15 protein-coding genes are annotated in these 13,575 nt (G+C 31.0%); 1 reads left to right on the top strand and 14 read right to left on the bottom strand.

The features are described from left to right. The first annotated feature begins 288 nt into the window (after positions 1-288). Positions 289-663: a global transcriptional regulator SarA gene (gene sarA, locus CD150_RS04985; RefSeq protein WP_019468421.1), complete on the top strand. Its 375-nt coding sequence runs from the start codon at positions 289-291 to the stop codon at positions 661-663. 215 nt (positions 664-878) lie between these two features. Here sarA and CD150_RS04980 read toward each other — a convergent pair whose 3' ends face one another. From CD150_RS04980 to CD150_RS04915, 14 genes are all read right to left on the bottom strand, one after another. Then, the gene (locus tag CD150_RS04980) at positions 879-1,682 is read right to left on the bottom strand and encodes an alpha/beta fold hydrolase (protein WP_073343386.1); all 804 of its coding nucleotides are present in this window, start codon (positions 1,680-1,682) and stop codon (positions 879-881) included. A 220-nt stretch (positions 1,683-1,902) separates the two neighbouring features. Next, positions 1,903-2,613 (bottom strand): hypothetical protein, encoded by a 711-nt coding sequence (locus tag CD150_RS04975; RefSeq protein WP_046207299.1) that lies wholly within the window; start codon positions 2,611-2,613, stop codon positions 1,903-1,905. 139 nt (positions 2,614-2,752) lie between these two features. Continuing rightward, on the bottom strand, positions 2,753-3,259 hold the full coding sequence (locus CD150_RS04970) for an SA0570 family protein (RefSeq protein WP_073343389.1): 507 nt from the start codon (positions 3,257-3,259) through the stop codon (positions 2,753-2,755). Positions 3,260-3,409: 150 nt separating this feature from the next. Further along, the gene (locus CD150_RS04965; protein ID WP_073343393.1) at positions 3,410-4,207 is read right to left on the bottom strand and encodes an alpha/beta fold hydrolase; all 798 of its coding nucleotides are present in this window, start codon (positions 4,205-4,207) and stop codon (positions 3,410-3,412) included. A 3-nt stretch (positions 4,208-4,210) separates the two neighbouring features. Next, positions 4,211-4,909, bottom strand: coding sequence for an HAD family hydrolase (locus tag CD150_RS04960; protein ID WP_046207296.1), 699 nt, complete (start codon positions 4,907-4,909; stop codon positions 4,211-4,213). 102 nt (positions 4,910-5,011) lie between these two features. Then, complete coding sequence (locus CD150_RS04955) at positions 5,012-5,962, bottom strand: FecCD family ABC transporter permease (protein WP_070038959.1); 951 nt, start codon at positions 5,960-5,962, stop codon at positions 5,012-5,014. A 227-nt stretch (positions 5,963-6,189) separates the two neighbouring features. Next, positions 6,190-7,071 (bottom strand): ABC transporter substrate-binding protein, encoded by an 882-nt coding sequence (locus CD150_RS04950; protein ID WP_103161400.1) that lies wholly within the window; start codon positions 7,069-7,071, stop codon positions 6,190-6,192. Positions 7,072-7,147: 76 nt separating this feature from the next. Continuing rightward, positions 7,148-7,783, bottom strand: a complete 636-nt coding sequence (locus CD150_RS04945) for an endonuclease III domain-containing protein (protein WP_103161399.1) — start codon at positions 7,781-7,783, stop codon at positions 7,148-7,150. A 153-nt stretch (positions 7,784-7,936) separates the two neighbouring features. Beyond that, positions 7,937-9,604 (bottom strand): arginine--tRNA ligase, encoded by a 1,668-nt coding sequence (argS, locus tag CD150_RS04940; RefSeq protein ID WP_073343401.1) that lies wholly within the window; start codon positions 9,602-9,604, stop codon positions 7,937-7,939. Then, positions 9,605-10,057 (bottom strand): YwiB family protein, encoded by a 453-nt coding sequence (locus CD150_RS04935; RefSeq protein WP_371090918.1) that lies wholly within the window; start codon positions 10,055-10,057, stop codon positions 9,605-9,607. Positions 10,058-10,311: 254 nt separating this feature from the next. Continuing rightward, positions 10,312-10,824, bottom strand: coding sequence for a YwhD family protein (locus CD150_RS04930; RefSeq protein WP_046207290.1), 513 nt, complete (start codon positions 10,822-10,824; stop codon positions 10,312-10,314). A 126-nt stretch (positions 10,825-10,950) separates the two neighbouring features. Then, the gene (locus CD150_RS04925; protein ID WP_174894800.1) at positions 10,951-12,267 is read right to left on the bottom strand and encodes an HD domain-containing protein; all 1,317 of its coding nucleotides are present in this window, start codon (positions 12,265-12,267) and stop codon (positions 10,951-10,953) included. Positions 12,268-12,284: 17 nt separating this feature from the next. Beyond that, on the bottom strand, positions 12,285-12,764 hold the full coding sequence (locus tag CD150_RS04920; protein WP_073343407.1) for a GNAT family N-acetyltransferase: 480 nt from the start codon (positions 12,762-12,764) through the stop codon (positions 12,285-12,287). A gap of 131 nt (positions 12,765-12,895) precedes the next feature. Then, entirely contained in the window at positions 12,896-13,435 is a 540-nt protein-coding gene (locus tag CD150_RS04915; RefSeq protein WP_103161398.1) for a flavodoxin family protein, read from the bottom strand. Positions 13,436-13,575 lie beyond the last annotated feature (140 nt).

Here is a 13,575-nt window from a genome sequence, read left to right as displayed (position 1 = left end):
TTGTAAATGTATAGCAATTATTATAATTAAATGATTGGTATTTAAATAATTGAATTAATAAATTTAAACATTACCGTACCGTTTAATCAGTTTTTTGTTTACTTGCTATTTTAATTTAGTTATAATAAACTAAATAATGCTAGTTTTAATATATTTTACCCAAATATATTAGAGCTGTAAATTATGACAAAAACTTTGTATTCAACTTTGAATTAAGACAAATTATTATACAAAAACATTTTTAATATGTATATTAGATTGGGCATATAAATTAGGGAGGAATTAAGAATGGCTATCACCAAAATTAACGATTGTTTTGAACTATTAGCAATGGTAACGTACGCTGATAAATTAAAAAGTATTATCAAAAAAGAGTTTTCAGTAAGTTTCGAAGAATTCGCTGTATTAACATATATTAGTGAACACGAAAGTGAAGAATATTATCTAAAAGATATTATTAACCACTTAAATTATAAACAACCTCAAGTTGTTAAAGCAGTTAAAAATTTATCTCAAGAAGATTATTTTGATAAGAAACGTAATGAACATGATGAAAGAACAGTTTTAATATTAGTTGATTCTAAACAACGCAAAAAAATCAATGAATTATTATCACGTGTTAATAAGCGTATTCAAGAAGCAAATGACGAAAAAGAAGTATAACTAACTTTAGCTTCCCACATATCATACCTATCAACACCAAAAACCACTTCGCTGAACGAATTCAGTGAAGTGGTTTTATATATGTTTTAAATAATTTTTAATGTTTTATCCTACCTGATTTGTGCACCTTTATATTATTGAATGTATTGGACTTTTTGGCGCTAAATATTTATCGTTTGAAATCAAAAAATAAACATCGCATTGCTTCATCAATATCAGCGTTCTGAATATTCATTTGTTTTTACAAACCCTAAAAATACCTCTAGAAAGTGATTGGGTTCTTCTATATGAGGTGCATGTCCTGACTGGTTAAATTCAACCATTTCTAAATTATGAAACACTTGATCGTATTTGTGTTTCATTTCTTGAGTGATCAATGGATCATAAATTCCATTTACAATTAATGTGGGAATATTGGTTTGTTCAAGTACAATATTTTGATTAAATACAGGGAATTCCATTAATGCTCTTGTTGCTACTGCACTTTCTTCAGCTGACTGTCTATTATAAATCAACTGGGACTGAAACCATTTTTTAGCTTTTTCTTGATCTTTATACATATAAGGTAATAATAAAATTAAAGATTCAGATTTATCAAAGCCTTCTATTTCATCTTCATGTTCAATCATTAATTTATTTAACTCTAATACACTATCAATAAGATTACATGCAATTAACGTTAATGATTCAACCTTGGATTCATATTTATCGACAAAATGTTTAGCAATCAGTCCACCCATATCATGACCTACTAAATGGGCTTTTTCAATATTTAGATGTTTCATTAATAATTTCAAATCTTCTACGTGGTCTTTTAAATGAAATGCATTCGATTTTGATGATTTACCATGTCCTCTAACATCATAAGTAATAACATCATAATTTTCTTTTAATTCATCTTTCAAAGTACATAGGGAAGCTAGATTACCATCTAAACCATGAATTAAAATTACAGGAAAGCCTAGACCCTCACGGATGTATGCCAATTCAGTGTTACAACTAATCTGTACTTTTTCCATTGTGGGCCACCTCCTTATATGATTTATATACCCTCGTTTTATAACGCATATGCTCAATTTCAAATATTTAACGGCAATCTTTAGCTTCACTCTGACCCTACAATCTTGCCTTTTAAAACTAAAAAATACTCAACCCACAATTAATGTTTTTGACACATTAAATGCAAGTTGAGTATATACAACTGATTACACAATAATATTAGAAACCCATAAAGTAACTTTAATTTCTGGAAGATATTCTAATTGTGTAATAAATGATAACAATTAATAACAATACCCAAATGACAATAGACGCAATTTGTGTAATCACAGGATTACTAATCATCGCATCTATTGTTTTTTGACAAAACAACAACCCAATACCAGTAAACTCTAATCTTTTAAAATAGATGCCAGAAATACTAAATATGATACCTACAAAAAAGATAAATTGATGTGCATATAATGATACAGCGACAATGCCTAAATTAAACCCAAAAGCGTGTGCAAATACTAAGATGAGCGCTGCTGCTGCAACACTCAGCCCTATCACTCTTTCAAATTTATTACTATAGAGATAATTTTTCCAATCAATTCTCAAATAAATGAAGATTGAAATCGGTAAAATAATTAAACAATAAAAAATTGATAATCCAGTCGCTGCTTGGAACGGTACATACTGTTTATCATATAGATAGGATAATAAAATAAAATTGATAATAAAAAATACAATTGGGTTTAATTGTAAAGTAAATAAATTGCGTTGAATCGTTAAAATTATTTCAGCTGGTGATTTCTTTCTGTATTCGATATAATCCAAATCTTGTGCTTCTGATTTCTTTAACTCTTTTTTTAATTTTCCTTTAATATCATCGATAAGATTGGGAGAAAGACCTTTATGAGTGAAATAATCATTGATATTTTCTATTAATACTTTGTCATTAACTCTCATGATAGGCTCCTTTTTGTTAAATAAGTGCTTTATTCATTAATAAAATTAGACTTTCACTTATTGTAACAATAAAATAACCGACAAGTATATAGCTTTAAACTTGTCGGTTTTGATTCATTTTAATAATTACAAGTGAAGATTATTTACTAATATCAATGCGATAAAGTTTAATATTTTTATCATTAGGTGATGGCGAACTAAATTGATAAGATACTTGATTATCTTGAACATATCCAAAGTTGCCTGTTACTTTATTATAATGTTCACGTGCAACTGCTTGGTTGCTTACAGCATTTTTCACTTCTTTATATGATGGTCCATTTGTATCGTTGTAACTCATTGATACACGTGTGATTTTACCATTATTTTTCTTACCATCTGCAGTTACCACTAGCACACCATTATCTTTTTTAAATTCATAATAATGTTCTGTGCCATCAGGTTTATATGAATAAATTGGTTTTTTATTATTTTTTAATACTGATTGAATAGAACTTCCTAATTTTGCACCTTCTAATGATTGGTCTCCATGTTGCAATTCATTAACACTTTGGATAGAGTTCCCCGATGCTGCTTCAACATTTCCTGCCGAAATCCCAGAAAATGCCAAACCTGTAACTAAAACTGCTGCACATAATTTTTTCATAAGCACTCTCTCCTTTATATTTAACTTACCTTCATTGTGCTTATTCACATTGTACTATAAATATTACTAAAATAACAGTGATGTTACAAAAAGATTACAAAACAGTGTATTGCTGTAATCTTTTCTAGGCATCTATCAAAGCTGAATAATTTAAGATGCTAATTGAAGATGTTGTTCTATAAACTTTCTTACTTCATTGATAAATTTATCTTTTTCTTCTACGAATGGATATAATCCTGATTCTTCAAAAATTTCAAATTGGGTATTTCCGATATAATCCGCAACTTCTTTTGCTTCGAATACTGTAGTTCTTTCTCCATGCTGTCCAACAATAATTAATGTAGGTAAATCTAAAGCTTTTAAATAATGCATGACATTATTGTCAATAAATGATTGTTTTACCGCTTCTATTTCTGCTTTCGTAGACATGTTGTTCGTATTTTCAATTTGCTTTAAGAATTTTTTAGCTTTTCTTTTGGAATAATATAATTGTTTATCAAGGAATTTTTGTTGTGTCTCATCATCCCAATTTCTAATTTTATCTGAATACTTTCTATATAATCGCTCTTCAGGCGTGATGTCATTCAATAGTGTAGGATTCACCATCGTTAATGATGACACTAATTCTGGGTATTGTGTAGCAAATAATGCGGCAATAGAACCACCTAATTCGTGAGCTATGATAGAGCATTCATTAATATATAAATAATCTAATAATTCCTTAATATCTTTCGCATATGTTCTAAATTTGATGTCATTCGGTTTGTCAGAATAGCCATGTCCTCTTAGATCAATGAGTACTACCTGATATGCTTTATTAAATTTAGTTTCTAAATCATTAAATACTGAAAAGTTATCAAAAGCAGTATGAATCATGACTATTGCTTTACCTTCACCACTCGTCTTGTAATTTAAAGCAACACCATCACTTGTTGTAAATAGGTTCATCATTTATCTCCCTTTCTTATTAATTGATAAAATGGAAAGTAATTCTTCCGTAGTTTTAATCGTAAAATCTACTTCTTCTGGTAAAGGTGTTAGATCATTTTCATTATCTTCATTAAACCAAACACTAATCATACCCATGGCCCTTGCAGGTGCTACATCATTGAGTGGATCATCACCAACATATATTGTTTCTTCAGGTTTGGTACCTAATTGCGACAACATATCTTCAAAAATTTTAGGATGGGGCTTGCGGTAACCTACAGTTTCAGATGTAGATAAATAATTGATACTATCTTCGATACCTAAAGCGTGCAGACGAAATTGTTTGATTTTCGACTTACCATTTGCAATCACACCAGTCAAATAACCATTCTCTGTTAATTTTTCTAAAGTATACTGTGTATCATAATATGGAAATACATATCTGTAAAAATGCATTTCAAAATCACTAAACAAATCTTTCCAAGTTAGTCGATCTACATGAAAATCTTTAATGAGCGCCTTATATAATTCAGGTTTATCGTGATCTTCATCATCATCTAGTGCTATAAATTTACGTTTGAAGTCTTCCAATTGTATGCGTACAAAATAGTCATGAAACCTTTCAAACTGCTCTTCTATAAATTTTTCTCGAGATTTCTTTCTGTCTAATAATGTCCCTTCTAAATCAAATACAATCGCTTTTACCTGAGTTAAATCCATAATCATAACCTCTTCAATCTTAGGTTTACCTTTTACTTAACCTTAATTAATAAATATCATTATATCGTATAAACCATCTCGAGACGATAGTAATCCTTAAGTTTATTCTATGCTCCGTGGTTGAGTGATCATGATGTAAAATAGTACTGGTATGCCTAATAATGCTAAAATAATACTAGCAGGAATTTCAAATGGGCTTAACAATATACTTCCTAACCAATCCGACATTACCATCACTATACCACCTATAAACATATTTAGTACCATTTGTTGTCCAAGATTGAACTGCTGACCCTGACGTCGTACAAGCTGTGGAATAATCATGCCTATAAAACCAATGATGCCTACATATGCGACAATTACTGCAGTAATCAATGAAGCAATTAATAACACGCAATATGTTAATGATTGTACATTTAAACCTAAAGATGTTCCTTTCAAATGGCCTAGCTGTAATATCTTAATTTTTGGTATTAAACTACATAATACAATAATACCGATGAATAACGTAATACCTATATATATTACCTCGTTATACTCTGCAGATGAGAAACCACCAAACATATAATTCACAATATTATTCATCTTCTGTTGATTAAAAATAATCAATACATAAAGAAATGCATTAAACAATGCACCTATCATAATACCGGATAAGATGAGTGTCCTTATCGGATAGCCTTTAGACATAGCAGTAGTAAGTGAGATCACTGTAATTAATGTTATAACACTAAAAATAACAGAAAAAACTGGTAACCATAAAAACGATAACCCTAATACTACAGCTATACCAGAACCAAAAGTTGCCCCACTTGCTAAACCTAATGTAAAGCTGTCGGCTAATGGGTTATTTAATAGCGTCTGAAACATATGACCTGCTAATGTTAAACCAATACCTGCTAATAATGCTTGAAGTGTTCTAGGCACTCTAACTTGAAATAATATAGATTGTGACAATGCTTCATTAATATTACCGATATTCCAAAGCATGCTTAGTAGCATACTGATAATGAGTAGGACGATACAAATAATAAGTGCTTTATTATATTTCATGTCTTTGCCACGCTTTCAATAAAATCGTTCAGTTATATTGAATAATAAAAATATTTATTGTTCGTTATTAAAATGGTATATATTTTTATGCTAAAAGTAAATATCACATGATAAGAAATTCATAAAGAAAACGTCAATTCTATATCATTTCTATAGCAATTGACGTTTATTTGTTAGCGAAAGCTATTTAGTTCTAGGCTAATCTATCTTTGTGTTTTAGTAAATTACTATTCATAAATAGCTTCTTTCAATTTTTTTAATCCATCATCTATACGTGGACCTGGTCTTGATATTTCATCACCATTAACAGCTTTAACTTTATTGTGCTGTACCGCTTTAATTTGATTAAAACCACCACGTTTGTTAATCATTTTTTGATATTCAGATGATGAAATACCCATTGTTGATATCATCAAATCTGGATTTTGCTTAATAATGTCTTCTTTACTCACCTTTTGCCAACCTTTTAAATTGGAAAAACTGTTTTCTGCTTTTAATTGTGTCAGCATATCATCAAAGAATGTTTCTTTACCTGCAGTGTATATTTCTGGTTCAGATGAAATTTCCATGAAAACCTTTTGCCCTTTTACATCATTAGGCACTGATTTTTTTACGTTTTCGATATTTTGTTTTGTTTCTTTAACAAGTTTTTTGGCTGCTTTTTCTTTATGCGTTACCTTACCAATTTGCATAAATGATTCATACATTTCATCAATAGATTGTGCATCTTTCACATAAACGACTTTCACACCACTATCTTTTAATCCTTTAAGTACTTTATCATTCGTCGCTTTTTGAGATTCATGTGCCAATATTAAATCTGGTTTGGCTTTCATCAATGATTCTTTATTAAGTTTCATCGCATCAAATTGTTTCTTATCTTTTACTTCTTTAGGATAATCATCTACAGTTGATACGCCTATCACATCGTCACCCAAACCGAGTTCATATAAAATTTCCGTATTACTAGGCATTAGAGAAATAATACGTTTATAAGTGTGACCCTCAGATTGCCTTTCATCATGCTTTTGGTCTGACTTCGTACCACAAGCAGTTAAGACTACTACAAAAACAAGTAACAAACATAATAATTTATTCCATTTCTTCATACCTTAATCTCCTAATAGTTATTTTATTCTATATTACCAAACTCTCATCTCAATCGTTAAGTCTATTTTATGAAATTTAATTTTCAAAATAAGGATCTAAAAATGTATACTTGTTTTCATTTTTTTCATTAAAGTAATTTTTCCCAAAATTATCTAATAACGCATGAAATTCATTAGCATCTGCATTAGTAAATGTTTCAGGAAGTTCAATATGTCGCTTCAATTTCTCATAACTTTCTGTGTTGGTATAGCCTAGTTTTTTAAAAATTCTTCTAGTATAACTATCTGGAATAAAGACAACTGCTTCAAAAACATAAACTAAACACACATCTGCCGTTTCACTGCCAATACCTTTGATTTCTAATAAAGCATTGCGCAATTGAAGTTGATAATATGATCTTACAGCTTGATAATCAAAATCAAAACGTTTCAACCAGGCAAGTATATTCAAAATCGTTTTAGCTTTATTTTTATAAAATCCGCTTGATTTTATAATCATTTGCAAAGATTCCAAATTCAAATTTAGTATCTGCTCTGGATCAAATTCAGTCTTCACCTTTAATTGTTCGAGCGCATAAGCAGCATTTCTCCAATTGGTATTTTGTACTAAAATCGCTCCTAATATCACTTCGATTTTAGACTCAGCAGGCCACCAATGTTGTGACCCCATATGTGAAGATAATAATTTATATAGCGACTGAATATCTAACATGTTAGCATTACCCTCCCAGTGATCACGATGAAGTAACCAATATCAAAAAAGAGCAAGTAAGGTTTGGTGATAGTACTGACGGAAATGCATCAAACTATGATTAACAAACCTAAACTTGCTCTTAAATAAAGGACTACTTTAATTACATAATAATTACATTGACTCTGGCGCTGTTACGCCAACAAGGTTTAATGCATTATGTAATGTAATTCTCACTGCATCAATTAATGCAATCAACGCTTTTGTTTTTTCTAAATCATCTGTTAAAACTTTTTCATCATTGTAAAACTTATGGAAATGTGCTGCCAAATCTTGAATATAGTTTGTAATTCTATGTGGTGCTCTGTGTGTTGCGGCACTTTCAATTGTTGGTTCAAATTCAGCAATTTTTTTCATAAGCTCAATCGCTTTATCGTTTGTGATAAACGAATAGTCTGCGTCAGTTGAAGGTTCAATACCTTTTTCTTTAGCTTGTTTTAAAATTGAACAAATACGTGCGTGTGCATATTGTGCATAATATACCGGATTATCTTGTGATTCTTGCTTTGCTAATTCCATATCAAAATCAAAATGCGTATCAGGACTGCGCATCGTTAAGAAATATCTCGCGGCATCCACGCCTACTTCATCCATAATTTCACGTAAAGTAATTGCATTTCCAGTACGTTTACTCATTTTCACTTCTTGACCGTCCTGCATTAAGCGAACCATTTGCATAATTTGAATTTCAAGACGCTCGCTATCAACACCAAATGTTTCCATTGATGCTTTCAAACGCTGTATATAGCCATGGTGATCTGCACCAAATAAGTTTATTAATATATCGTTACCACGTTCGATTTTATCGAAATGGTATGCAATATCTGGTAAAAAGTAAGTATAATTACCATCTTTTTTAATCAATACACGATCTTTATCATCCGAGAAATCAGTTGTACGTAACCATGTTGCACCATCTTCTTCATAAGTGTAACCAAGTTCAGTCATTTTATTAAGTACTTGTTTGATTTCACCAGATTCATAAAGCGTTGTTTCGCTAAACCAATTATCATAATGTGTATTAAAATCAGCTAAGTCTTTTCTTAGTTTTTGCATTTCGTAATCGACGCCAAGTTGTCTGAATGTTTTAATACGTGTTTCTTCGTCTAAATCCTTTATTTCCGGTTGTTTCTCTGCCAAATCTTTACCAATATTGATGATATCTTTTCCGTGATAGCCACCTTCTGGCATTTCAAAAGAATCATCACCAAGCGCTTCAAAATAACGTGCTTCTATTGAACGAGCTAAATTGGTAATTTGATTACCAGCATCATTAATATAATATTCTCTTGTGACATTATAACCAGCCGCTTCTAATATATTAGCCAACGTATCGCCAACTGCAGCATTACGGGCATGACCTATATGTAAATCACCTGTAGGATTAGCCGATACATATTCTAATAAAATATTTTCACCATTTTTAACTTTTTTATGACCAAATTGATCACCATTATTGATTGCTTCAGTAATAATCGCAGTCAAATAAGCACTATCTAAATAAAAATTGATAAAACCAGGTCCTGCGATATCAACTTTTTCAACTTGTGCAGCCGTTGTATCCAAATTTTCAACAATTGCTGTTGCGATTTCGCGTGGATTACGTTTCGCTATTTTTGTTAAGACCATTGCTATGTTTGTTGAATAGTCACCATTTTTATTGTCTTTTGGTATTTCGATTTTAATTTCAGGTATTTCATTCACGTCGGCAAGTTGTGCTTGTTGAATACTTTTCTTAATTTCTTCAACCAACTTTTGTTTGACTTGTTCGATTATGTTCATTTACGGCATCTCCTTGTAAGTAATTTCATATTGATAAGATCCCATCTTCTCTTCATCTTGAATTAAATCATAATGCACTTTCAATTTTCCACCATTATCATTTACAAAATGTAAAATAGAATGTGTATAAACGGTTAATGGTATACGACCGCCACTAATTTCATACAAAGTAATCGTTTCCTCACCTTCTACAAAATGAAGGTTTAACTTAATATCACCATTGCGGATAATCTTTACTCCTGAAGTTTCAATTTTAACTGTCACATTAACGATTGCTCCGTCTATCTCTTCTTGATAACGAATAAAATCGGCTTTACGTTTTTGCCAAGATCCTGTAGTAGACAATGAGAATTTTTCCTTGTTATCGAATTGTTTAACCACTTGTTTCGTTTGGATTTCAACATTGTTCTCCAATGTAAGTTTCACCCTAATCTTTAAAATAATACAAACCATTATAGCATACTTGAAATATGCAAAACAGTTGCTAAATTAATTTAAATTCATAATCTACATTTTCAAAGTTCGTTTACAACACCTTCACAATATTCAAAAATCACACATAAAAAAAGTAGAAAAAACAAAATCAAAATCTGATTTCGTATTTCTACTCTTTTCAAATGATACAAATATCTCAATGCACACGTTACATGCATTTAAATACCGATGTTCTTCGTTTAATATCGTTGAACTCTTAAAAACTAATGATATTAAACTGTTTCTAAAGCTTCATGCAATGAAGCATCAGAGTTATTCCACATATCTATATCATGCGATTTAAGAAACGCTGCTAATATTTTTTTATTTTGGTCACCTATTTGATCGATTTCAATATTATGTTTCATTGATTTATCCATCATATTTACATGTTCAGGCATACTTTTGTAACCTCTACGAATACTTCTATTTACTAATAAATAGCATGCTGTTAGTCCGGCATAGTAGGGTCCATTTTCACCACGTTCTGTTGTAACCCAACACAACCAATATTCTTTCGCCTCTTCACCTTCAACGGTCGCCTTATCTTTAATCCATTTGACACCTTTTTCAACACTAGAACGCGCATGCATGCCTGCAATATCAATAAATGCCTCTTCGTTTGCAACATCGATAAACACTGGTGCTACGTTATCTAAACTTATAGAACCAATATTGGTACCTTTGTGACCATCCAACGGATCATTTTTAATAATATTGAATTTAAATCCCTTATTTTCAGCCATCAGCTTCCACCTCCATTATTAAAACAAGTAGCGCTGCAATTGTTAAATTACAATCCTACATAAGTTGTCTATATTAAAATTTTGCCATATTTAACAAAGTGATAAAAGTCATCAATTTTTAAGTGCTTAATTTAATTCATCTAATATACTATTAATAGCATTCCTAACTTGGTCATCTTCTATATCAGAAATAAATTCTTTTGGATAATATAATTTATAATCTTGTCTGTTAATGCCAGTTATACTATGAATAACTAAGGATTGACTACTAATTTCTCTTATTTTACCATTACGTCTCAACAAATGAATCGGCTGTCTGTCTGATCCTGGACGGTCATAATCATAAGGTAAATCAGAAAAGGATTCACTTACAAAGTAATAATTCGGATCTATACCTGCCTGTATAAACAAATCTGTTAATTCTGTAATTGTAATAATAGAACCATCAAATGGCATATATTTAAACAAATCCCGATTAATAAATCTACGAGACAAATCACTTAATATAGCGTCATCTTCATTAATCCATGCTTTTAAATAATAAACTACAACCGCTTCATCTAAATCTACATACTGTTCAATCGTCATAGATTCTTCAAAGAACGGTATAAAATCGGCAGGATATTTTTTAAAAGTGTACCCTTCATTATAAAGTTGCTTTGCTCGTTTCAAACAATTATTAAGCAACACTTCTCCACCTCGACTAACTGGATGGAAGTAAACTTGCCAATACATTTGGTAACGGCTCATAATGAAGTTTTCTACTGCATGCATACCACTTTCTTTAATAAGTACTTCATCTTTTGAAGGTCTCATCAATCTCAAAATACGTTCCATATCAAATTGTCCATACGTAACACCCGTAAAATATGCATCACGTTGCAAGTAATCCATTCTATCAGCATCTATTTGTGAAGAAATCATAGAGATGACCAATTTATTTTCATGTGTTTTATTAATAACATCAGCTACTTGCTGTGGAAAATCTTCAGAAACACGTCGTAATACACGATTTACTTCTGTCGGTCCAGTAATAATTTTTTGCGTAAATTGTTCATGATCTGTATTAAAAATCTTCTCGAAGCTATGTGAAAATGGTCCATGACCTAAGTCGTGTAATAATGCGGCACATAGTGCAAGTGGACGATCATCATTATTCCATGCTTCACGACCGTCAAACGAATCATCAATTAATCTTCGAACAATCTCATATACACCTAATGAATGTCCAAATCTACTGTGTTCAGCGGTATGAAATGATAAGTATAATGTGCCCAATTGCTTTATACGTCGTAACCGTTGAAATTCTTTCGTTTTAATCAAATCCCAAATCACTTGGTCTCTTACATGAATATATCTATGAATGGGGTCTTTAAATACTTTTTCTTCAGGTAACTTTTGTGTAGCATAAGTTGTAAAAGTCAATGTCGTCCTCCTATTCATACCTTGTTAATGTGCACCTATGATAAAGTTTTACGCATCAATGCTAAATCCATTTCTTCCCCATACATCACGTGCATATACGAGCGCACACGCTCAAACCCTTTTTGTTCATAAAAAGCTACCGCTTCATCATTCTTATTATCCACTTCTAAAAATACTTCATCATATTCGTCTTGGAAATATGCCAAGCCTTCTTTCAGTAAATCAGAACCATACCCATGATGTTGCCACGAAGGTCTCACGTAATGGGCTGATAAGAATAATTCAGTGCCATATATAAAGTTAGCAAAACCAATGATTTGATCATCTTCTTCGATGACTAAAAATAATTGTTCTTCTAACCTTTTAAGTAAATGTTGTTCATTATATGAAGCAGCCAATAATTCATTTACAGTTTTAGCTGCATAGATATTTAAATAAGTATTATACCAAGCTTTTGTTGCTACATCTCTGATGCCTACAACATCTTCTGGCGCTGCTTTCCTAACTTTGTGCATGTTGGTTCCCCCTATTTATAGTAGGTAATAATACTCATATTATAACATAATTTTAGTGTTCAAAATACTTAATCTATTCATATGAAAATAGCTTGGACAATAGATAACATTGCCCAAACTATCTCTAAATATTACTTGTTTAATGTATCTTGCCATTCTCGTGCGCGGTTTAATGCATACGAATCTTTATCAATATCTCCTGGTTTTTCAGCAGTTCCAATAATATAACCAGATAGCGTAGCACCTAAAAACTCTAAGCTATACTTGATTTGAGTGATACATGGCTTCGCTTTTACTTTTGGAAAATCTCCGCCGACAATAATGAGTCTAAAATCTTTTTTAGCCATTTTTGCCTTAAAATCCTTATAATTAGGATCCATTAAAGTTTCAGACCAATGATCAATGAATGCTTTCAAAGAGGCTGATATACTATACCAATACACGGGTGATGCAAAAACAATTGTATCACTGGCTAACACTTGATCTATTATTTTTTTATAATCATCTTCATAAGTATCAATCTTTGTCCCATCATGTCTCACATCTCTCACTGGATGCAATTGGTACTGAGTTAAATCAAACCATTTGTAGTCATGTCCTGATAAGGCCATTTTAGTCAATCGAGCAGTGTTTCCCTCCGGACGACTGCCCCCGAACAAAACTGTAATCATAATAATCTCCTTTTCATATATTAAAATATTCCATTAGAGATATCTTAATAATTTTACACAAAAGTTCATAAATATAACATGCGTTTACAATAGTATATTATAGCATTAAATGATTTGTAGGAAAATTTATATATTTATAT

Origin of the sequence: Staphylococcus ureilyticus, assembly GCF_002902235.1 — a bacterium.
Taxonomy (GTDB): domain Bacteria; phylum Bacillota; class Bacilli; order Staphylococcales; family Staphylococcaceae; genus Staphylococcus; species Staphylococcus ureilyticus.
The sequence above is the reverse complement of the archived record's forward strand: the minus strand, read 5'-3'. Positions and strand labels throughout refer to the sequence as shown.

What these genes read in the sequence shown, in the direction of transcription:
- sarA (WP_019468421.1), top strand. Translation starts at nt 289, where the DNA reads ATGGCTATCACCAAAATTAACGATTGTTTTGAACTATTAGCAATGGTA.
- CD150_RS04980 (WP_073343386.1), bottom strand. Translation starts at nt 1,682, where the DNA reads ATGGAAAAAGTACAGATTAGTTGTAACACTGAATTGGCATACATCCGT.
- CD150_RS04975 (WP_046207299.1), bottom strand. Translation starts at nt 2,613, where the DNA reads ATGAGAGTTAATGACAAAGTATTAATAGAAAATATCAATGATTATTTC.
- CD150_RS04970 (WP_073343389.1), bottom strand. Translation starts at nt 3,259, where the DNA reads ATGAAAAAATTATGTGCAGCAGTTTTAGTTACAGGTTTGGCATTTTCT.
- CD150_RS04965 (WP_073343393.1), bottom strand. Translation starts at nt 4,207, where the DNA reads ATGAACCTATTTACAACAAGTGATGGTGTTGCTTTAAATTACAAGACG.
- CD150_RS04960 (WP_046207296.1), bottom strand. Translation starts at nt 4,909, where the DNA reads ATGGATTTAACTCAGGTAAAAGCGATTGTATTTGATTTAGAAGGGACA.
- CD150_RS04955 (WP_070038959.1), bottom strand. Translation starts at nt 5,962, where the DNA reads ATGAAATATAATAAAGCACTTATTATTTGTATCGTCCTACTCATTATC.
- CD150_RS04950 (WP_103161400.1), bottom strand. Translation starts at nt 7,071, where the DNA reads ATGAAGAAATGGAATAAATTATTATGTTTGTTACTTGTTTTTGTAGTA.
- CD150_RS04945 (WP_103161399.1), bottom strand. Translation starts at nt 7,783, where the DNA reads ATGTTAGATATTCAGTCGCTATATAAATTATTATCTTCACATATGGGG.
- argS (WP_073343401.1), bottom strand. Translation starts at nt 9,604, where the DNA reads ATGAACATAATCGAACAAGTCAAACAAAAGTTGGTTGAAGAAATTAAG.
- CD150_RS04935 (WP_371090918.1), bottom strand. Translation starts at nt 10,057, where the DNA reads ATGGTTTGTATTATTTTAAAGATTAGGGTGAAACTTACATTGGAGAAC.
- CD150_RS04930 (WP_046207290.1), bottom strand. Translation starts at nt 10,824, where the DNA reads ATGGCTGAAAATAAGGGATTTAAATTCAATATTATTAAAAATGATCCG.
- CD150_RS04925 (WP_174894800.1), bottom strand. Translation starts at nt 12,267, where the DNA reads ATGAATAGGAGGACGACATTGACTTTTACAACTTATGCTACACAAAAG.
- CD150_RS04920 (WP_073343407.1), bottom strand. Translation starts at nt 12,764, where the DNA reads ATGCACAAAGTTAGGAAAGCAGCGCCAGAAGATGTTGTAGGCATCAGA.
- CD150_RS04915 (WP_103161398.1), bottom strand. Translation starts at nt 13,435, where the DNA reads ATGATTACAGTTTTGTTCGGGGGCAGTCGTCCGGAGGGAAACACTGCT.